The 21,557-nt window shown below is 34.2% G+C and carries 20 protein-coding genes and 1 tRNA gene; 7 read left to right on the top strand and 14 right to left on the bottom strand.

Features of this window, described 5'->3' with window-relative positions; all coding sequences use genetic code 11:
- Positions 1-668 precede the first annotated feature (668 nt).
- Positions 669-2,747, bottom strand: a complete 2,079-nt coding sequence (gene recQ, locus AC3RVG_RS05500) for a DNA helicase RecQ (RefSeq protein WP_489690435.1) — start codon at positions 2,745-2,747, stop codon at positions 669-671.
- A 248-nt stretch (positions 2,748-2,995) separates the two neighbouring features.
- Between recQ and AC3RVG_RS05505 the strand changes: the two genes are divergently transcribed.
- Positions 2,996-3,826 carry a carbonic anhydrase gene (locus tag AC3RVG_RS05505; RefSeq protein WP_489690436.1) on the top strand — a complete coding sequence of 277 codons (831 nt, stop codon included), beginning with the start codon at positions 2,996-2,998 and terminating at the stop codon, positions 3,824-3,826.
- 195 nt (positions 3,827-4,021) lie between these two features.
- Here AC3RVG_RS05505 and AC3RVG_RS05510 read toward each other — a convergent pair whose 3' ends face one another.
- Positions 4,022-4,357 (bottom strand): single-stranded DNA-binding protein, encoded by a 336-nt coding sequence (locus AC3RVG_RS05510; protein WP_489690437.1) that lies wholly within the window; start codon positions 4,355-4,357, stop codon positions 4,022-4,024.
- 281 nt (positions 4,358-4,638) lie between these two features.
- On the opposite strand from AC3RVG_RS05510, the gene AC3RVG_RS05515 reads away from it, so the two are divergent.
- Positions 4,639-5,220 carry a TMEM175 family protein gene (locus tag AC3RVG_RS05515; RefSeq protein WP_489690438.1) on the top strand — a complete coding sequence of 194 codons (582 nt, stop codon included), beginning with the start codon at positions 4,639-4,641 and terminating at the stop codon, positions 5,218-5,220.
- Between the two features lie 20 nt (positions 5,221-5,240).
- On the opposite strand, the gene AC3RVG_RS05520 is transcribed toward AC3RVG_RS05515, so the two are convergent.
- Positions 5,241-5,702, bottom strand: a complete 462-nt coding sequence (locus AC3RVG_RS05520; protein ID WP_489690439.1) for a CBS domain-containing protein — start codon at positions 5,700-5,702, stop codon at positions 5,241-5,243.
- Positions 5,703-5,878: 176 nt separating this feature from the next.
- On the opposite strand from AC3RVG_RS05520, the gene AC3RVG_RS05525 reads away from it, so the two are divergent.
- Positions 5,879-8,248, top strand: coding sequence for a M28 family peptidase (locus AC3RVG_RS05525; protein ID WP_489690440.1), 2,370 nt, complete (start codon positions 5,879-5,881; stop codon positions 8,246-8,248).
- Entirely contained in the window at positions 8,241-9,047 is an 807-nt protein-coding gene (locus tag AC3RVG_RS05530) for an NAD(P)H-binding protein (protein WP_489690441.1), read from the top strand. The genes AC3RVG_RS05525 and AC3RVG_RS05530 overlap by 8 nt, the downstream gene beginning before the upstream one ends.
- Positions 9,048-9,097: 50 nt before the next feature.
- Here AC3RVG_RS05530 and AC3RVG_RS05535 read toward each other — a convergent pair whose 3' ends face one another.
- Both AC3RVG_RS05535 and AC3RVG_RS05540 read right to left on the bottom strand, forming a co-directional pair.
- Positions 9,098-11,164 carry a M13 family metallopeptidase gene (locus AC3RVG_RS05535; protein ID WP_489690442.1) on the bottom strand — a complete coding sequence of 689 codons (2,067 nt, stop codon included), beginning with the start codon at positions 11,162-11,164 and terminating at the stop codon, positions 9,098-9,100.
- A gap of 76 nt (positions 11,165-11,240) precedes the next feature.
- Entirely contained in the window at positions 11,241-11,831 is a 591-nt protein-coding gene (locus AC3RVG_RS05540) for a hypothetical protein (RefSeq protein ID WP_489690443.1), read from the bottom strand.
- Between the two features lie 117 nt (positions 11,832-11,948).
- On the opposite strand from AC3RVG_RS05540, the gene AC3RVG_RS05545 reads away from it, so the two are divergent.
- On the top strand, positions 11,949-12,896 hold the full coding sequence (locus AC3RVG_RS05545) for an NAD-dependent epimerase/dehydratase family protein (protein WP_489690444.1): 948 nt from the start codon (positions 11,949-11,951) through the stop codon (positions 12,894-12,896).
- Positions 12,897-12,899: 3 nt separating this feature from the next.
- Here AC3RVG_RS05545 and AC3RVG_RS05550 read toward each other — a convergent pair whose 3' ends face one another.
- The 7 genes from AC3RVG_RS05550 to AC3RVG_RS05580 form a co-directional block, all read right to left on the bottom strand.
- Positions 12,900-13,769, bottom strand: coding sequence for an SdiA-regulated domain-containing protein (locus AC3RVG_RS05550; protein ID WP_489690445.1), 870 nt, complete (start codon positions 13,767-13,769; stop codon positions 12,900-12,902).
- A gap of 126 nt (positions 13,770-13,895) precedes the next feature.
- Positions 13,896-13,967 (bottom strand) — tRNA-Arg (locus tag AC3RVG_RS05555).
- A gap of 188 nt (positions 13,968-14,155) precedes the next feature.
- Complete coding sequence (locus AC3RVG_RS05560; RefSeq protein ID WP_489690446.1) at positions 14,156-15,274, bottom strand: Fic family protein; 1,119 nt, start codon at positions 15,272-15,274, stop codon at positions 14,156-14,158.
- A 407-nt stretch (positions 15,275-15,681) separates the two neighbouring features.
- Positions 15,682-16,083, bottom strand: coding sequence for a hypothetical protein (locus AC3RVG_RS05565; RefSeq protein ID WP_489690447.1), 402 nt, complete (start codon positions 16,081-16,083; stop codon positions 15,682-15,684).
- Positions 16,084-16,089: 6 nt separating this feature from the next.
- On the bottom strand, positions 16,090-16,449 hold the full coding sequence (locus AC3RVG_RS05570) for a DUF3127 domain-containing protein (RefSeq protein ID WP_489690448.1): 360 nt from the start codon (positions 16,447-16,449) through the stop codon (positions 16,090-16,092).
- A 6-nt stretch (positions 16,450-16,455) separates the two neighbouring features.
- On the bottom strand, positions 16,456-17,268 hold the full coding sequence (locus tag AC3RVG_RS05575; protein ID WP_489690449.1) for a DUF3127 domain-containing protein: 813 nt from the start codon (positions 17,266-17,268) through the stop codon (positions 16,456-16,458).
- Positions 17,269-17,276: 8 nt separating this feature from the next.
- A complete protein-coding gene (locus tag AC3RVG_RS05580; RefSeq protein ID WP_489690450.1) occupies positions 17,277-18,296 on the bottom strand; it encodes a hypothetical protein in 1,020 nt (339 codons plus the stop codon).
- 107 nt (positions 18,297-18,403) lie between these two features.
- Between AC3RVG_RS05580 and AC3RVG_RS05585 the strand changes: the two genes are divergently transcribed.
- Positions 18,404-18,634 carry a helix-turn-helix domain-containing protein gene (locus tag AC3RVG_RS05585; protein WP_489690451.1) on the top strand — a complete coding sequence of 77 codons (231 nt, stop codon included), beginning with the start codon at positions 18,404-18,406 and terminating at the stop codon, positions 18,632-18,634.
- 147 nt (positions 18,635-18,781) lie between these two features.
- On the opposite strand, the gene AC3RVG_RS05590 is transcribed toward AC3RVG_RS05585, so the two are convergent.
- Positions 18,782-19,219: a JAB domain-containing protein gene (locus tag AC3RVG_RS05590; protein WP_489690452.1), complete on the bottom strand. Its 438-nt coding sequence runs from the start codon at positions 19,217-19,219 to the stop codon at positions 18,782-18,784.
- A gap of 382 nt (positions 19,220-19,601) precedes the next feature.
- Positions 19,602-20,030 carry a hypothetical protein gene (locus AC3RVG_RS05595; RefSeq protein ID WP_489690453.1) on the bottom strand — a complete coding sequence of 143 codons (429 nt, stop codon included), beginning with the start codon at positions 20,028-20,030 and terminating at the stop codon, positions 19,602-19,604.
- Between the two features lie 189 nt (positions 20,031-20,219).
- On the opposite strand from AC3RVG_RS05595, the gene AC3RVG_RS05600 reads away from it, so the two are divergent.
- Positions 20,220-21,557, top strand: coding sequence for a hypothetical protein (locus tag AC3RVG_RS05600; protein ID WP_489690454.1), 1,338 nt, complete (start codon positions 20,220-20,222; stop codon positions 21,555-21,557).

Genomic DNA, 21,557 nt, shown 5'->3' on the forward strand with positions numbered 1-21,557 from the left:
ATGTCAAAAAAAGACATAAAAAAATCCGAAACAGTTGGTTCTGCTTCGGATTTTCATAGGAGTACTTTTGTATTAACTATAAAATTTCCGAAGCTGGTTCTCTGGAGAATCATCCATCCAGTTTTGTTCCTTGGCGTGTACTAGGTAAAACATAGCTTCTAGTTTAGTAATTATTAATTTTTGCTTTGCAGTTGAAAGTTTCTTTCTCTAAAACTGCGGTGCAAATATTAAATGCTTTTTTGAAATACGCAAATAAAATGTCAATTTAATAAATTGACTGTCAGTTATATAGCTTAAAATTTAAGAATGGGAATACCTGTTCGATTTTTCACGAACTTTGGAATAATCTGCAACTTACTGTCTATCATTTGCTTATTATTCAACCGCTATTTTGCTTATCTGCTTTTCAAATACATTTAATTTTTTAAAAAAATCTATAAAAAAAGGCGCTCGATGTTTCGAGCGCCTGAAAATATCTTTTTATATGTGCTAAATCACTTCAAAAAATAATAACATAACGCTCCATATCGTAAAAATGAATCATCCATTTTGCGATATTCTGGCTGAAAAATCAGACCTGTTGGTGCAGTATATAAATTAGTGTTTAGCATTATGTTGCAAATATGAGGTATTTTTTATCTAATTTCCAAATGTTTAGCCATTGGATTTTACAAATACAACCCCAATTTTATCTTCCAATACGGTAGTTTCTCTTCGAAATATTCGAAATAGGGTTTTAGTGCTTCCGGATTTTCAAGTTTGTTTTCTGCTTCTTTTATCTTCTTAATTTCAGCAGTTGTAATGAATTGCGAAAAGTCGAAATCACTTCCCAATTGATGCATTTTTATAAAATGTCCGTATACTGAATCTTCCGAAAGACCACGTTGAGCTGCAATTTCAGCAGGTGAAAATTTTTCTTGCGTAAACATTTTGTAGCTGCGTTCGTGCGTAGGCAAAATACTTTCCGCATTATCTAAATGGCGATTTATAACTTTTAGAAAATCGTCTGCATATTTATCAAGTTTCGCTTCTCCAACCCCCGAAATCTCCGCAAATTCTTCGCGGTTTCTTGGCTTTTTATGCTCCATATTTTCTAAAGCTGCATCGCTGAAAACGATATATGCTGGCATACCTGCCTCTTGCGCTAGTTTTAATCGAAGCGTTTTTAATTTTTCAAATAGGTCTGCTCGTTTTCGAGTAGTTTTTTCTGTTTTTACTTTTTCCGTTTCCTTAATTACTTTTGCCAAACGCACTGTTTTATCTTCATACAAAACTTGTTTTGAGAATGGAGTGAGCAGTAATCTGCCGTTTTCGTGAAAATGAATTTGTAAAATTCCTTGATTTAAAAGTTGAATAATATACTGTTGTAAATCAATCCAGGAAATTTCTTTTGCGGCGCCAAAAGTTTTAATATTTTGGTAGCCTTTATCGTATACCTGTGCGTTTTGCGATCCACGAAGTACGTCTAAAACCATCCCCAGCGCTTCTTGTTCCTGTAATCTGGCTACTGCAGAGCATACTTTTTGTGCGATGAGTGTTCCGTCAAAATATTTAGGCGGAGTTTTGCAGATATCGCAATTGCCGCAATCTTCTGTAATGTGTTCACCAAAATATCCGAGTAGCGCTTTTCTTCTGCAACTTAATGCTTCAGCATATTGTTGCATTCTTTCAAGTTTGGCTAGTTGGTAGGCTTCGGTTTCGGTGCCTTCGGCAAATTTCCGAAGCATAATTACATCAGCAAAACTGTAAAAAAGTAATGTATGAGCAGCCAATCCATCTCTTCCGCTACGGCCAATTTCCTGATAATATCCTTCAAGATTTTTTGGCATATTATAATGGATAACCCAACGCACATTACTTTTGTCGATTCCCATACCAAAGGCAATTGTTGCTACAATAATTGGTGTTCGGTCGTTCACAAAATTTTCTTGAATTGTACTTCGTTCTTCCGAAGAAAGTCCTGCGTGATAAGCCTCTGCCACATGACCCTTAGATTTAAGTGTTGCCGCTAATTTCTCGGTGCTTTTTCTGCTCAAACAATATATAATACCACTTTGTTTTCCGCGCTTGGCAATAAAGTTTAGAATCTGCTGATTGCGATTTTGACCCGGCCGAACATCTAAATAAAGATTGGGTCTGTCAAAGGAAGCAATACATGTTTTTGCTTTGGGAATGGAAAGTTGGTTGGCAATGTCTACACGAGTAGGTCTATCTGCAGTAGCCGTAAGCGCGATTAAAGGAACATTTGGAAATTGCTCTTTTACACTTTTAAGTTGTGTGTAGGCAGGGCGAAAATCGTGACCCCAACTGGAAATACAATGCGCTTCATCTACGGCGAAAAGACTTATTTCAATCGAATTCAGAATAAAATTCAATTGCGGAAGACTTTCGGGAGCTACATATAGCAATTTTAAATTTCCGTTTTGCAGATCTTTTAAAACCTGTTGTTGCTCATCATAAGGTTGTGAACTATTGAAAAAAGTAGCAGAAATTCCGTTTGCTTTTAAAGCGTCCACTTGATCTTTCATCAAAGCAATTAATGGCGAAATTACAATCGCCGTTCCTTCCAAAGCCAATGCTGGCAATTGAAAACAAAGCGATTTACCACCGCCTGTTGGCATTATGGCAATAGTGTCTTTTTTATTTAATACGTTATTTATGATTTCTTCCTGATTTGGAAGAAACTTGTCGTAGCCGAAATGTGTTTTAAGCAGTTCGAGCATATTTGTCTTGGTGGTTGTTTCCATTTTTGCAAAAATAATGATTCAAATTTTAAGAAAAGAAAGCTCCCGCAAAAAGAGAGGGCTTGTTTAACAGTTATTTTACTTACTCTTCATCTTTATAAAACCTGTGCGAACGATGATTACTATCAAATTCTCGTATTAATCAATTTGTTAACGTATTTTTATATGGCATGATTGAAGTGAAACTATGTGCCAAACTAATAATAGTATAGTGAATTTATAATTTTAAACAAATGAAAACCCAAAACCAAATGAAATCAAGAATAAAAACAAAAGGAAATAAAACAATCAAATTTATAACAGTAACGGCTATTGCTTTATTCTTGACAATTTCAATAACTTCATGTAATAGTGATGATGATAATATTAATGAAGAAATATGTTTTGAACATTTTAATTATGACGATACTACACATGAAGGTCCAGCAAATTGGGCAAATTATTGCGTAACAGCTGGAGTGGTAAACGAATGTGGTAGTACAGTTAGGCAATCACCTATTAACATTGTGAATTCTATTGATGACACTACTTTGTTAGCTTTATCTACAACCTATAATAATTCAACTACAGATATTATTAATAATGGGCATACAGTACAATTTAATTACAATGGAGCAGCAACCTTAAATTTTGAAGGAGAGGTTTATTCTCTAATACAATTTCATTTTCATTCAGAAAGTGAACACACTGTTGCAGGTACACACCATCCATTAGAAGCGCATCTGGTACACGCAAGTATTTCAGGTAACTTAGCTGTAATTGGTGTTTTCTTTGACGAAGGGGAGGAAAACACATTTTTAACTCAATTCATGGCAAATTTACCAACACATGAAGACGATACTTACTCAGATGTAAGCCTAAGTTATAATGCTTTAAGCTTATTGCCAACAGAGCATAATTATTTTAACTATAACGGGTCTTTAACAACTCCTCCATGTTCTGAAATTGTAGAATGGATTGTTATGGAAACTCCCTTAGAAGCGTCTCAAACACAAATAAATGCGTTTTCAAGTATTCTACATGATAATTTTAGACCAGTTCAACCTATTGGTGGAAGGACAATTGGACATTATATAGAATAAAATATTCCTAAGTTTGCTTAGGCACTATCGCCGTTCCTTCCTGAGTTGGAAGAAATTTGTCGTAGCCGAATTGCGTTTTGAGCAAATCGAGAATATTTCGGTGAGTGGTAGTTTTCATTTTTTGTGAAAATTGCGATTCAAAATTTAAGAAAAGTAAGCCCCCACAAAGAGTGAGGGCTTGATTAGCTAGTCTATTTATTTACTCCCCAGCATGACTAGCTCATTGCATACTACTTCTGTAATATATTTTTTGTTACCCTCCTTATCGTCATAAGATCGGGAGGTTAACTTTCCTTCAATTGCTACCTCTTTTCCCTTGGTAACATAACTTTCAATGATCTCGGCTGTTTTTCCCCACGCAACCACATTGTGCCATTGGGTATCTGTAATCTTTTCACCTTTTTGATTTTTGTAGGTTTCGTTTGTAGCAATACTAAACTTTGCCAATTTTTTTCCGCCGTCAAGATTTACAATTTCTGGGTCGTTTCCCAAGTTTCCAATCAACTGTACTTTGTTTCTAAGTGTGCTCATAATTTCTAAAATTTAATGTCTGCCCGATGGCAAACGCGTTAAACAATTGATACTATCGAACTATATTTTATTCGACAGGACAAACTTACATTGGCTTCCAAATTCTAGTTGGTTGTTACTTATTTACTTTCGTTTATAGTTGTTTGTAAGCGTTTGTAATTGAATAAATAACTTTTAACTTGTTGATAAACAATTAGTTATAATTTCAAAAAAATAAATCATTTTTCCGTAATTTGAACTGTTGAAAAGAGATAATTTAAACCCATTCTTAAAAATTGGTTATGAACAGCAACAGATTAGAAGCATTTAGCGATGGTGTACTCGCAATTATAATTACCATTATGGTTCTGGAATTGAAAGTGCCACACGGTGCAGATATAGAGTCATTAATACCTGTGTTGCCCGTTTTCTTGAGTTATATTCTGAGTTTTATTTACGTGGGAATTTATTGGAACAACCATCACCATATGATGCATACTGTGCAAAAAGTAAATGGAGCGATACTATGGGCCAACCTTCACTTATTGTTTTGGCTCTCATTGATTCCTTTTGTAACGGGATGGGTGGGTGAAAATCATTTTGCCGAATTGCCAATGGCACTTTATGGCGGAGTACTTTTAATGGCTGCGATTGCCTATTTCATTTTACAGCGAAGTATATTGGCCGTACAAGGAAAGGATTCAATTTTGAATAAAGCCTTAGGAAAAGATATAAAGGGAAAAGCCTCGCCAATAATTTATGGCGTAGCTATTATTAGTTCATTCTATAGTACATGGATTGCGGGAGCGCTCTATATTTTGATTGCGTTATTGTGGTTAATACCTGATAAACGGATAGAAATTATTTTTAAAGCCAGAGAATAAGCCAGCATTAAATGAGTAGATTACCAACTTTGACCCTTCAAAGCCATGGCAGCGCGCAGCACATCACTCTGACTAATCTGTCCGGCAAGTTTACCATTCTCTAAAATAGGAAAACGACGATGTTTTGATTCTAAAAACTTATTAGCAGCATCCAAAACATTCATTTCGCCATCAATGGTATCTACGTTTTTAATCATGTGTTTTTCCACTTTTACGTCTTCCACTGGGTGGTTGTGATATCGTGCATCACTCAGTTCTTTCAAGCAATCTCCTTCAGAAATAATTCCTACTAATTCATTTTTTTCGTTTACAACGGGACCACCAGAAATCCTTTTTTTCAAAAGTATTTCCATAACCTCCAGAATGGATTGTTCGGGTCTAAATGTAATTAGGTTGCGAGTCATATAATCGGAAACTTTTACTTTTTCCGAAGAACCTTTTTGGGGCTTTGCCCGTCTGCCAATAAAACTTTTTATACCCATAATATCAAATTTTTGCGAACTTCTAATATAATCATTTTTATTAAACAAAATTATTATGGCTTTAGGCTATTGAATAGTTATGTTATTCGCTCTTGAATGTTGCGGCTTCAATAGTCCGTTACCGTTTAACTTAACACGATTAAAATTGTACTTTTATCAACTTAAACTAACCAACCATGAAAAAACTTGGCGCCATCCTTTCATTGCTGCTTATAATTGCATTTGTCTATTACAGTTTTTATGGATTGATGCCGCATTACGATGAAAATGAAACGCCCTCTGCCACTGAGTTTTCCGTAGATAAGGCACTAGAGCCTTTAGCCATAATTTCAAAAAAACCACACTATTTAGGTTCCGAAGGTCATGAAGAAGTTTGTAAATTATTAATTTCTGAATTAGAGAAGTTAGGTCTCGAGCCGCACATTCAAGAAGGGTTTAGCCTAAATCCTGAATCTAAAACGCTTAACAAACCCATAAATATTATTGGTCGAATAAAAGGTTCCGAAGATGGAAAAGCACTTTTGCTACTTTCACATTACGACAGCGCACTTGTGCCTTCCTTTGGCGCTAGCGATGCCGGAAGTGGCTTGGTTACTATTTTAGAAAGTGTCCGTGCTTATCTGGCTTCCAGAGAGCAACCTAAAAACGATATTATAATTCTTTTTTCTGATGCGGAAGAAATTGGGTTAGACGGCGCTAAACTTTTTGTGAACGAACATCCGTGGGCAAAAAATGTGGGCTTGGTGCTAAATTTTGAAGCGCGTGGCACGAGTGGCCCAAGCAATATGATTTTAGAAACCAACGGCGGAAATTCAAATTTAGTAAAAGAATTCATCAAAGCAAATCCAGATTTTCCGGTGGCTTCCTCCTTAATGTACAGCGTTTACAAAATGCTTCCGAACGATACCGACTCCACTGTTTTTAGGGAAGACGGCGATATCGATAGTTTTTTCTTTGCCTTTATTGACAGTCATTTTAATTATCACACTGCCAACGACAATATGTATCATTTATCGTGGAACAGCTTGGCGCACCAAGGCAGTTATTTGTTGCCGCTAATGCATTATTTTGGCAATGCTGACCTTTCCAAAATGAAGTCGGATACAGACGATGTTTACGTAAACTTGCCGTTGGTAAAAATGATTAGCTATCCTTTTTCGTGGATTTTACCAATGCTCATTATTGCCACTTTGCTATTTATGTCACTAATTTTTTACGGACTTCACAAAAGAAAACTGAACGGAAAATCTATTGCGCGAGGCTTTGTTCCGTTTTTAGTTTCGCTGATTGTTTGTGGCGTTCTTGGTTTATTTGGCTGGAAATTGATTTTGGCACTTTACCCGCAATACACCGAAATTCAGCAAGGTTTTACCTATAACGGCCATTGGTATATTGCGTTTTTCGTTTTCCTTTCGCTGGCTATTACGTTTGCTATTTATAAAAAAAGCACTCAAAAATTTAACGAGTCTTCGTTTTACGTTGCTCCGTTGCTTTTCTGGCTTTTAATAAATGTAGCGGTTTTTATTATTCTGAAAGGTGCCGCTTTCTTTATCATTCCTGTGTTTTTTGGAATATTATCGTTTTTTATAATGCTTCGGCAGGAACGCCCAAATCTTTTGGCAATGGCGCTTTTAGCAGCTCCGGCGGTTTTTCTTTTCGCTCCGCTCATTCAGTTTTTTCCAGTTGGGTTGGGTTTGAAAATGCTAGTTATAAGCTGCGTTTTCACAGTTTTACTTTTTGCGTTGCTTTGGCCAGTTTTCGGTTATTATAAAATGAAAGGTTTACTTTCAGTTTTGTGTTTATTGCTTGCAGTACTTTTCTTCGGAATAGCGCATTCAAAAAGTGATTATTCCGAAGAAAGAAGAAAACCAAACAGCCTTGTTTATTACAAAGATGCGGACGCAGACAAAACTTATTGGCTTACTTACGACAAAGAAATTGACGAATGGACCCAACAATATTTAGGTGAAAATCCCAAAAATGCTTCCGAGGTTATAAATAAAGCAGCGTATAATAAATACGGTGCAAATTTTAGTTATGCAGCTTCAGCACCTAAAAAAAATATTGCAAATTTTGAAGTGATTTTAGAGAATGACACTTTAATTGAAAACCTTCGGAACATAAAGTTTATAATTGTTCCAAAGCGAAATGTGAATAAAATAGATTTGTACCCTGTGGGCAATACGGTTTTTAAATCTTTGGAATTTAATGGACAAATCATGCCAATTTCAAAAGTATCGAACGACTATCGCGGCACGGAGAATAATGCGCTCATTAATTATTATGTTTCCAAAAATGATTCTTTAAAAGTGAAATTTTCCGTCGAGAAAGATGCTCCTGTTTCATTTAAAGTAATGGAATATTCTTTCGATTTAATGACGAATCCTGAATTTGAAATTGCAAAACGCCCCGATTACACGATGCCAAAACCATTTGTAATTACGGATGCTATTGCTGTAAAGAGAACTTTTTCTATTGATTCTTTAAAAATGAAAGTTTCAGATACGCTTATAATAAATCCTCAAAACAATATTGAAAATGAATAAAAATATAGCAATCACTGGTCTTGGGTGGCTCGGGCAACCATTGGCCTATCGTTTAGATATTCTGGGCTATTCTGTAAAAGGTTCGGTAACAACTATTGAAAAAGCTACAGCGCTACAAAATGGTGGTTTTGAAGCCTATCCTTTGGAAATTTCGGAAAGCGGAGTTACGGGTGAAGTGAAAGCATTGCTAACCAACGTAGATTGTTTAATGATAATGATTCCGCCCGGACTGCGAAGAAACACAGGATCTGATTACGTTTTAAAAATGACTCATTTTTTGGAGGCAATAAAGCAATCTGCTGTCAACAAAATTATTTTAGTTAGCAGCACTGCTGTTTACGATGATTCGCAGGGAAACGTTACTGAAAAGGACGAACCGAAACCCCAAACCATTGCTGGCAAACAATTGCGGCAAGTGGAGGAATTGTTTATAAATTCGGAAGGATTGCAAACAACTGTTGTGCGTTTTGGCGGTTTGATAGGGGGGAGTAGAAATCCCGCGAAATATTTAGCAGGGCGAAAAGATTTGGCAGATGGTAATGCGCCGGTAAACCTAATTCATCGTGACGATTGCATCAATATTCTAGTCAAAATTTTAAAGCAGGATGCCTTTGGAAAAGTCTTTAATGCAGTAAACCCAAACCATCCTAAAAAGGCGGACTATTACATAGAAAAGGCAAAAGAGCTTGGTTTGGAGCCACCAACATTCGCAGAGACTAATCCAAATGAAGTTTTAAAGCAGGTAGATTCTGAAAATTTGAAAACTATTTTAGACTATTCTTTTAAAACTTCAATATAAAAAAAGGAGCCTGTTACGGCTCCTTTTCACTTCAATAAAATACTTTAAAACTACCAAATACGCACCCTGTTTTCTGGGGTAACATACATTGGATCTCCTTCTTTAATATCAAAAGCTTCGTAAAAAGCATCAACGTTTAATAATGGTTGTGTAGCTCGAACCATTCCTGGAGAGTGTGGATCTGTTTTTATTTGGTTGCGTAAAGCTTCTTCACGAGATTTGGTGCGCCAAACGGTAGCCCAGCTCATAAAGAAACGTTGCTCTGGCGTGAAACCATCAATATTATCTGGACGTCCGTTTTCTTTGTAAAAACGTTGTAAACCATCGTAAGCGCCAAGAACGCCACCAAGATCGCCAATGTTTTCACCTAAAGTGAATTTTCCGTTGATGTAAACACTATCTAAAACTTCTACATTACTGTATTGTTCGGCAAGCTTATCGCCACGCTCGGTAAAGTTTTTTAGATCTGTTTCTGTCCACCAGTTAACCAAATTTCCGTTGGCGTCAAAACGAGAGCCGCTATCATCAAAAGCGTGCGAAATTTCGTGACCTATTACTGCCCCAATTCCACCGTAGTTAACGGCTTCATCTGCTTTGTAATCGTAGAAAGGTGGCTGAAGTATTGCTGCCGGGAAAACGATTTCGTTGTTAAAAGGGTTAAAATAAGCATTCACTGTTTGTGGGCTCATTCCCCATTCTGTACGGTCTACAGGCTCATCTATTTTATCAAGATTGTCTTTTAGGCCCCAAGTTTGTACGGCTACCATATTGTCATAATATGTGTTACCTGTTTTAACAGCCATTGAAGAATAATCTTTCCACTTATCTGGATAACCCACTTTTACGGTGAACTTGTCTAGCTTTTCGATAGCTTTCACTTTCGTACTGTCGCTCATCCAAGTTAACGCCTTTATGCGGTCTTTGTAGGCTGCAATTACATTAGTAATCATTGCTTCTGCCTTTTGCTTTGCTTCTGGCGGGAACATTTCATCTACATATAATTTACCCAAAGCTTCGCCTACGCTTCCGTTTACGGTAGCAAGCGCGCGTTCGTCGGCAGGTTTCTGTGTTTTAGTTCCTTTTAAAGTAGTTTCATAGAAATCGAAATTTGCTTTTTCTATTTCTGTAGTCAACATTCCTGCAGAATTGTTTAATGTTGACCAACGCATTACTGTTTTCCAAGTATCAAAATCTGGCTTCGCGAACATTTGCTTCAACGTTTCCATATACTTTGGTTGCATTACGATAAGCGTATCCATTTTTTTCGTTACGCCCATACCTTTAAAAGCTTCTTCCCACTTAATCTGCGGAAGCATATTTTGAAGTTCAGCCATACTCTTTGGATTGTTGAAGTTTCTGAAATCGCGACTCGCAACTTTATCCAATCTTGGTGAAGCAAGTTTTGTTTCAAAAGCTAAAATAGTTTCTGCTTGCTTGCGAGCAGATTCCTCATTATCGCCTAAAAACTGAAGCATACGTGTTATGTGATCTACATACTGCTGACGTATTTTAACCGAAGCAGGATCTGTATTTGTGTAGAAATCGCGATCTGGAAGACCTAAACTACCTGGCGTAACGTAAGCCGAGTTAATAGCACTGTTACTTGGGTTTGAAAAAGCTGCAAGACCCAAAAATGGTTGCGAAACAGCAACAGCATCTTCACTCATTACTTTTTGAAAATCTGCCATGTTTTTTATAGAAGCAATTTTTTCGAGTGCAGGTTTAAGTGGGTTAATTCCAGCTTTATCTCTTGCAACCGTGTCTAGCTTAGATTCATAAATCATCAAAGCTTTGGCTTGGTCTGTATCTGCTGCGTATTTTCCGCTTTTTTTGGCTCTTGCCAAAATATCTAGCATATCGGCATCAGTCTTTTTTCTTAGAATGGTGAATCCAGCCCAACTAGTTTGGTCGTCTGGAATCTCGTTGTTTTTCATCCAGTTTCCATTCACATAATTGTAAAAATCTGCTTTCGGACTAACAGTGGTGTCCATGTTTGCAAGAATAATTCCGTGTGGTTCGTTTTCTGTTACAGCCACATCAGATTTTTCTTTACATGCGGTTGCGGCAATGGCAATAACTGCAAAAGCCACAACAGGTTTCAAAAAATTTGTTTTCATTGTATAAGTTTTGTTAGAAGTATTTTTCGTACTCGAAATTATATTGAAAGTATAAGTTGTACTTTCAGTGCGAATGTTACACTTTTTTATTCTTTTTATCCTGAAGTTCTAAATTCATGATAGAGTCTTTGTAACGTTGTTGCTTTTTCAGCTCACTTTCCTCATTATCTTTTCTTTGGAAATCTATATTATCCTTCTGAAATTTCTCGTTAAGTTGAATAATTAGATTGGTTACAGCTATGTTCATTTCGTCCAAACTTTCCTTTACTTTCAGCGAATCAATAGCTGCTTGATGCGAAATTTGATGAAGCAAAACGGTACGTGTTTTTACGACCATCAATCTACTGTAAATAGGTTTTGTGTCTAGCGTATCTGGAATCTTTTTTAATAACGAATCTGCATATTGCCTTAAATTTTCCGTGCTGTTGCGCAGGTCTTGATAGTTACTTCCATTCGCATTTTTTGCTTCGGCAAGAAAATCTTCTAAAACACCCCAATTTACAGCTTGTATTTTTGCGGGTTCTGAAAGTGGTGGGAAATTATAATTTTTGTCGCCAAAAATTATAGAAGCATCGTTGGTTGGAGCTTGATTATTGTTTTCATCGGAAGCATTTTTACAAGAAAAAGCTAGGCCGAGGACTAATAAAAGTGAGATTGTTAATTTCATATCTGTTAGAAAATGCTCAAAGATACTGGTTATAAGTGAAATGGCACATAAAATTTTTAACTTCTGAGCGAATTCATAATACGTATATTTACATCACATTTTTGAAAAAATAAAGAGATGAAAAAAAGGATTCTAATTATAGGGGCTTGCGGACAAATAGGTACGGAGTTAACAATCTACTTACGCGAAAAATTCGGTAGCCATAAAGTAATAGCTAGCGATATTCGTGAAGGAGACGAGGAGCTTATGAAGAGTGGACCGTTCGAGATTTTGGACACTATGGATTATGATGCGGTAGAGGAGGTGGTAATTCGCCACGAAATTACCGACGTTTATTTGATGGCAGCGATGCTTTCCGCCACTGCAGAGAAATTCCCTATGAAAGGTTGGAATCTGAATATGAATTCACTTTTTCACGTTTTAAATTTAGCGAAGGAAAAAAAGATTGACAAAATATTTTGGCCTTCCAGCATCGCGGTTTTCGGACCCACAACACCAAAAACTGATACGCCACAACACACCATAATGGAGCCTAGCACGGTTTACGGAATAAGTAAACAAACTGGCGAGCGCTGGTGCGAGTATTACTTTAATCGCTATGGAGTAGATGTTCGCAGTATACGCTATCCTGGACTTATAAGTTACAAGACTATGCCTGGTGGTGGTACTACAGATTATGCGGTAGATATTTATCACAAAGCATTAAAACACAAAAAATATGTTTGTTTTTTAAATGCTGAAACTACATTACCCATGATGTTTATGGACGATGCGATTAGAGCCACCGTAAAAATTATGGAGTCTGAAAAAGAGAAAATTCAGATTAGAAATAGCTATAATCTTGCAGGTATGACTTTTGATCCGGAGCAAGTAGCAGCAAGCATTCGTAAGCATATTCCTGAATTTGAAATTAGCTACGAGCCAGATTTTAGACAAGCTATTGCAGATAGCTGGCCACAAAGCATAGATGATCGTGAAGCGCAAAAGAATTGGGGCTGGAAAAGCCAAATTTCATTAGATGAAATGACCGAGATTATGTTAACAAATTTGATGGATAAGTATTAATTCTTACTTATCAAATTCAACCTCTAGAATATTTGCAGTTCCATTTTTTCCCTCGTTAGAAATATAAAGTGTTCCGTCTGGAGCAAAGGTTATTCCTTCTGGTTGTGGAAAGGATTCGTTGTGTAATTTATGTATTCGTATTGGTTTGCCAATGCTGTCCATAATTAATAATCGCTGATTTTTCCCTTCTATAATATAGAAATTCCCACTTATCGGGTCTATAGCCATATCTGATGGATAAAAGTTTGTTGTAGCTTCCACATCATCATCTGCATCTTTAGATTTAAAAATTGTATGGTTTAGCGGAATCTTAGAAACAGGTAGCGATTTTGTTTTTTTAGTGGTTAAATCGAAGGCATAAATACCTTTAAATGCGTCACTATTCGGATCTTTATCTTTTGCTATAAACAGCAATCTATTTTTGAGTGAATCTGCTACAAGAGATTCCATATTGTTTTTTCCAACAAAAGGAGTTTGGTAGTCTTTTACTTGAAAATTAGCTTTTAGATAATTATTTATTTCAAAAAGGCGGCCGCTGCTTTCCATTACGTAAGCGGTGCTATCTAAGATGGCGAGCCCTTCGAAATCACCAGATTTGGCGAAATTCACTTTTTTATCAATAAGGTTTGTGTTGAGGTTGAAAATAAAAATTATTCCCTCTTCATCTTGAACACAGGCAATTTTATCTTTAGTAATCCAAGTAATCCCGGATATTTCATTTAGTTCCACGGGCATATCCCATTTGCGTATTATCGTATATGTTTCTTCTTCCAAACGAGGATTCAATGCTGGGTTTTCAAAAGCATACCAAAGGATTCCTACAAAAGCGAGGACACCAGTAATTATAAAAAAGGCAATTCTATTTTCGTTCATAACTAATAAATAAAATAAAGGTATAAATTAAGTGAAATAAAACTGAGCACTCCTTAAAATTATTATAAAATAGTGGTGCGTTTTGAGAGGGCCCCGAAATTTCGGGGGAACTTGAAATATGTATTGTAGCCTCACCAAGAATCGAACTTGGATCTAAAGTTTAGGAAACTTCTATTCTATCCATTGAACTATGAGGCCAGAATTATTGGAGACCAAATTTAGTTATTTTCGAATTATTGTTCCGAAAGAAGAATAGGTAATAAAACAAAATCTCTTTCTTGATTTATATTTATGTTTTTCTTACGAGTTTTAAATATTTCGAGGAATTGCCAAGTGTATTTATAAATCTGCTAAGTTAAGTGCGGCAAGGGTTTGTATTAAATTTCTTATAATTCCAAATTTCCTTCAACAATCAATTGTTCCCATTGTGGGGTGAGCATATAGGTTCTGGCTTTTTTAGATGTATTTCCTATTTCTATAAATTCACCATCAATCCATTTTTTGACCAAGCCATATGCACTGCGTGTATTAAGTTTAAAGAAATCTGCAACGTCTTGAATCGAAATTTCTTTATGTTTTAAAAACAACGAAAGAAGTTGGCGTTGTTGTGGGCTTAGTTCCCGTAGTTTTTCATTGTAACTTTCAAGGGATCCAAGGTTTTCTTCCTTGATCATTTGCTGTACTATATCTCGAGCGCTTTTAAGCGAAACTGCCATTCCGCTCAGAAAATATTCTAAAAAAGGAGCCATATCTGTATCTGCGGGGGCATCATAATAATTTTGGCTCTTTCCGGTAGTCAATGCTTTATAATAATCTAACGGATTCTTCGCATAATATGCTTCCAAAAAATAGATACTGTTTATTCCGTAACCAGTGATATTGAGTATAAATGTGGTAAGTAATCGGGCTGTGCGACCGTTGCCATCGTAATAGGGGTGAATGGTTGCAAATTGATAGTGCGCCAATCCAGCTATAATGGGAGCGGGTAGCTCTTCGGCGAGTATTGAATCATTAATCCACGTAACAAGTTCTTTCATTAAAGAAGCTACTTCAATTGCTTCAGGCGGCATATATACAATACTGCCTGTGGAACCATATTTAATTTCATTATCGCTATTCCTATAAGGGCTATTTATTTTGGCTCCTGTAAAAACCAAGCTGTGTATTGTGCTAATCAGTCTTTCATCGATAGCTGTTTTTTTTCTACATTCTTGGGCTACATATTCCAATGCTTTAAAATAGTTTCGCACTTCTCGAATATCGTGATCCTGACTTAAAAATTCTTCATCATTACCTTCAATTATCTGTTTTACATCACTTTGTGTGAGTGAATTTCCTCCTATTTGAGTTGAAAAGTGCGTTGAAAGCAATTGTGAAGTTTCACGTAGCGAAACGATAAATGGTGCCGAAATGGGAAAAATAATTAGCGCCTCTTTATGTCTTTCTATCTCTAGCAAATTTTTCGTCTGGCTTGGAGTGATAATTAAATTGGGCTCAAATTTCATATACCCAATTTACCTCCAATGTAATTAAAATGCAAATAAAGTGTAATTAAAATGTGATAATTTAAGTGCTTAATGCCTCGTAAATTATTGATATTAGAGTGGTTAAGGTGTTTTTAAAAGGTGAGATAAGAAATAGGAGGAAAGAAGAACCTATAAACTCCCTAAATTTGATAGATAGGTACCCACCAAAAACACAAAAGCCTCTACATTTCTGTAAAGGCTTTGTCTAACTGTGCTCCTCCTCTTGGGCTCGAACCAAGGACCCTCTGATTAACAGTCAGTAAAGGTGTGCTTTCATATTCTTTCATTTGTTTGCAAAACATAGCATATACAGGGGTTTAAAAGATTTTCCATTATCTCTTGATTTCATATTTTGACTCTTTTTAGCTAAAATGTTTAACCTATGTTTAACCTGAGATTTTATAAACCTTCAAAATTAACAAAGTAGTTAACGTAATTTTAAACTTGATACAAGTAGAATTACTTAACCTAAAAGTAGCTGAATTTGAGTTTTCATTAAACTTTATATTTTTTGGAAATAAGAAATTTAGCCTTTTTACCAGTTCCTCCAAGTCGTCTACTTTAAAGACGTATTTAATCCCTGTTAGTATATCTCCGTTATATTCCAGTTCTATATCCTTTATTAATTTTAATCCAAAAATTGATTTAAAATCCTGTTTAATGTAAAGGTAATTGTCATATTCCAAACCATTACTAAAAGTTGATTCAATACTCTTTAAATAGAATTCATTTAGCTCATACTGCTCTCCAATTTCAAAGCGTAATTCTTTTAATAAGGATTTACACATACCTTATTAAAATGGTAAGTCATTATCTGGTTCATCCAAAAAACTTACTGGTTCTATTTCTGGAGGGTTGTTTAACATAGGCTCTTGACCATTTAACAGCTCTATTCTCCAGCCTTGAATGGAATTAAAGTATTTTGGCACACCTTCAGGATTTATCCATTCCCTGCCTCTGAAATTGATGTTTATATTCACATCTTGACCTACTGCGTATCTATTTAGTAAATCACATTTGTCTTGGGTGAATTCTATTAAAATGTGCTGCGGATATTGTTCTTCAGTAGTAATAACTACTTCACGCTTTTTAAAGCCATTATCACCTATGTTTTGAGTGTCATTCAACACTTTAATCTTTCCTATTATTTCCATCTTTTATTATTTTAAAATTTCTATATCCCAACCTAAAAGACTTAAAGAATAGCCTAGTTTGTCAGCTTCATTTTTCCCTCCTGTTAAGTCAGCATATACCTTAATTCTCTGACCTGTTTTAAGGTCTTTTAAATGTTGCGTTTTGTCATCCATAAACTTAATTAGCAGTTCACTTCCATATTCATCGTCTTTAGAAATAATAATATTCCGTCTAGTAAATGCTCTCTTATGAGTTTCTCCATCAGTAGTTTTTGTAATCTTCTTTTCAAAAACCTCTAAATGTTTAATTTCATTGATTATTCCGGTAATTTGTAGTTTTTTGGACCTTTCCAAAATTTCTAAAAACTTAAGTGTATTCCTATAGTCTGCTTCATCCAGTTTGATGCTGAGAGGCAAGGAAAGTGGATAGCGAATTACCAATTCATACCCAGATAATTTTGTAGTATTTTGAAACAAAGAAACAAACTCTTTGTACCTCTTACCTTCAACTAATTTATTTCTTTCTAACCAAGATTCTGACTCTACTTTGCTATCTTTTATGGAATAATACATTTCAACTTCCTCTTTATAATAAGCTTCATTTCTGTAAAAATCTGCAATTTTAAGTAGCACTTCATAGGTATCTAAAAATTGTGCCTCTTCTTTATATTTACTTAGGTTTCGTAGATGAGTAAAATTTACTTTCTCTGTTTCTAAAATATTAAACAGATTATGATATTCCTGCTCATATTTAAGTAGCCACCATTCAATTTTATCTCTATTGTAAATACCGCTTTGAGATAATAAATTCAATTCACATATAGCATTAAAATTCTTCATCAAATGTCTTAATTGTAGTATATCACATCATTTTTATAATAATTAATTTTCCTTTTTACAATAATAGGATTACAAAAAATATCTTCACTATACTCATTTAAAGGATTCCCCACTTTATCATATTTGTACAAAATTTCACCAAAAAAACTTTCATTGTATGTATATAAGTCACTTTTAATTTTATTTCCTTGTTCATCATATTCGAAAGTTATTTTACCCAAACCAATTCCTTCAACATTAAAGTTTATTTTTTCAATCAACCTATCCTCATCATCGTATTTAAATATACTTTTCCACTCAAGTTTTCCATTTTGGTTGTATAATTTCTCTTCAATTTTTAATCCTTCTTCATCATACACAATAACTGGCTTTTTAGTAATAAATGGACTTGAATGATTTCTATTTGAGTTTATCAAATTACCAACTTTATCAAATTCAAACTCAATACCTGTATCATAAGATTCTCCCTCCACTATATTATTATCTTCTTTAGATAAAGAAAATTTATCTTCATAAATAAATTTAATCTGTCCTTTCATACCCATTTTTTCAATATCTGAGGATAAAGTTTTTTGAATTTCGTTTATGTACTCAAATTGATTTTTAATTTCATTAGATGTGTTTAATAATTTAGCTCTTGTAGCTTTTATCAATTCTCGTAAAACAGCAGGGTTTTTTTCATCACACAAAATCATCTCTATCATATTATTAGACTTCAAATGATTTGGATTTAAAACAAGTGAATCAATAAAGGAGCTTATAGCAAATTTTTTAGTTTCAATAGCCTCCCTACTATTCATACTATCTGAAAGATGTTTATCTGCTAAACCACAATAGTATGCTATTAACCATTTATTAGGATTTTTCAATTTGGCTTTAAATAGTTGCTCACTTGCTCCATAATAATCCTTCTTTCTAAATTTTCTGATTCCTTCACCATAATAACTTCTCCAGTTATTTTCCCACCAATTTTTAAAGAGGACTATTATTAGAATTAATACTACAACTATGATTATATATTTCATCATTTAAAATTTTAGTTAGTTAAACAAACTTACTTATTTTATCATTTATGATAACCAAGCCAGTACACCTAATTATCATATTTGGTAACTAGTAAATTAGGTGTTTTATAATGGATAATAAAGAGCAACTTCAGTTAGCAATTGGAAAGAGAGTAAAAAAGTTAAGAGAGGAAAGAAATATTCCTCAACAAGATCTTGCAGCTAAATGTAATGTTGAAAAATCCAATTTAAGTCGTCTTGAAGCTGGAGGAACTAACCCTACTTTATTTACTTTGAAAAGAATTGCAGATAATCTTGGAGTTAATCTTTGTGATTTAGTAAAAAATCTTCAGGAAATATAAAATACCGCTATTAATACTAATCTGTAAGAATTAAACGCATACATTATTAGGCTTAAAAAGCTATATTCTCTCTCCTTTACAAATAAACAAAAGACAAAAAGTCCCGTTTTTTCCAATTCACTATATATAGAAATGGAAAAAACAGGATTATTTTATCAATCCGTTATCTGAGAAACTATAAAAATCATCTTTCGTCAATATAATGTGGTCTAGAAGCTCAATATCTAAAAACTGACTTGCTTTTTTTAACTTCTGAGTGATACTTTTATCTGCTTCACTTGGATTTAAATTACCACTTGGGTGATTATGAACCAAAATTATACTTGAAGCATTACATTTTAAAGCAACACTAAATATCAATTTCGCATCTACAATAGTTGATGAAACTCCACCTTTTGAAAGTGGATAAATACCTAAAATTTGATTACACCTATTAAGCATTAAAATTTTAAATTCTTCTTGTAATTCAAGCGTATTTTTACACCAAGAATTCAATAAAATTTCAGCAGAATCTTTGCTGTTATTTACTTTTAGTTTCTTTTGTGTACTTGTTGAATATGAAACACTTATCTCTGAAATATTCATTGTTTTTTTGTTTAAAATCCGTACTATTCTAATTATTTTCATATACCTTTGAAAAAGAAGTTTCTTTCTGAAACACTACAGCGAAATTCTTCTCAAATTTATACACATATGGAGGATGGAGAGAGCTATGAAGTTTCTTTCTTTTGGTCCTTTTCTTTCTTTAGGCTTTTCAAAAGCTATTTACTCCAATTTACTCTTACCTTCAAGTTTATTAATATATTCCTTTATGCATATTCAGCTATAATTGATTATAAGCTAGACCATATGCAGCTATACTTATTTTCTTGAAGGTCAGTTCATACCTGAATAATAAAGTAAATCTGGGTTTAAGTTATTTTAAAACACAGCCCAATCTATCTAAAATAGACTAGGCTGTTGTTTTTTACATTGCTGGCTCTAAGATTCCATTCTTGGAAAATACATCAGAGTTAGCTATTACATTGTGCTCTTGATTTGGCTTTATAACCTCATCAGTTGAATATACCCATCTGTGGGACATAGTAATTTCTTCGCCAGTTTCCTTGACAATATATTCAAAAGGCTCACAAGCCTCTTTAACAATGCTTCCTGGCATTTCTGTGCCAATTAGCCCATTACAGGTCATCTCATCAAATGTTGAAGGTATAAAGGCTCTCTTTGCAGTAGCATAGAAGCTGCCAGTAACTTTGCTTAAAACCATCTCAATACCACCTTGCAATTCCAGAACGAAGAATGATGTTCCATCTTCCTTTTCTCTTTCTTTGTAATTAATAATTCTTACCATTGTTTTTGATTTTTGAGTTGTAAATAAATTCTCCCTGCTTAGTTCCATACACGCAACAATTAACCTCAGCTATCAACTTGAAATAATAATAGACTGCTAGAAAAAACTTTTATTTGAAAAGTGGTAGGGGGGAGTTTCCCTTCCAAAACTGAGTGGGGGTTTTGAGCAGGGTAGTTTACGATAAGACTAATATGTGTTCAAAATTTTTTCTAGATTTTTTATCCTATTTTTACCAACGTGGAAAAAAGAATAAATTACAAGGACAGTTTTATAGAATTTTTAGAAGAATATTCTAAAAGCAAAAATCCAATTGAGGTTAATTTTAGAGAACTTGTACCCCATTTAAATACAGTTGATAGAGCAACTCATATAATTCATACATATCCTGCAAAATTACTTTCCAATATTCCCTATTATTTTTTAAACAACGATTACTTTGTCACAGAAGGAGATTCTGTTTTAGACCCATTTTGTGGCTCGGGAACCGTTTTATTGGAGTCTATAATTGCTGGAATGAATGCCTATGGGAGTGATTCAAATCCATTGGCAAGGCTCATTTCAGATGTCAAAATAAATGACTATAATATTAAAACACTTGCTAGGCTGAGAAATGAAATTAAAAAAGAAATTATGCTTTTAACAGAGCATAATAAATTTCCTGATGTAGTTAATTTAGATTATTGGTTCTTACCACATATTAAAATACAATTAAACACTATACTTCTAGCAATCAATTCAATAAAAAGCAAAAAATATAGAAACTTTTTTCTACTTTGCTTTTCAAATTGTGTCAAAAAGGTAAGTCTTGCGGACTCTAGAGTATCTGTTCCTGTAAGATTGAAAATAGAACAATACTCTAAAAATCATCCATATAGAATAAAAAATGAGAAAAAAATCAACTCTTTAAAAAAAGTCGATGTAAATGAAAAATTTATTGAGATTGTAGATGCGAATATTGTTAGGTTTAAAAATAAAAAAAAAGTTATTTCGGCTAATGAAGCAATAGCAAAAATACTGTCAAATGATGCTAGAAAATTAAATCTGAAAGATAACTCTATAGATTTAATAATTTCATCACCTCCATATGCAGGAGCCCAGAAATATATTAGAGCTTCAAGTCTAAACTTAGGCTGGACTGGACTTTCTAAAGCAAATGAATTAAAAATTTTAGATAAAGAAAATATTGGTAGAGAAAATTATTCAAAATCAGAATATATAGCCTTAAAAAAGAGTGGTATTGAAGATGCTGACTTTTTACTCAATGAAATTTTTAAAATAAATCCTTTGAGAGCCCATATCGCTTCAAATTATTTATTGGAAATGACTCAAGCCATAAAGGAGTCGATAAGGGTTCTGAAGCCAAAAAAACACTTAGTCCTCGTAGCAGCTAATAATAAAGTTTGTGGTTACGAATTTAAAACACAGGATTATTTGAAACAGATTGCCGAAGCTAATGGAATGATAACTATTTGCCGACTAATTGATGATATAAAGTCATACGGTTTAATGACTAAAAGGAATAAAACAGCAAGTGTAATAACTTGTGAATGGGTGTTGGTTTTAAAGAAAAAGTAA

It is taken from the genome of Aequorivita sp. IT1282 (genome assembly GCF_058068205.1).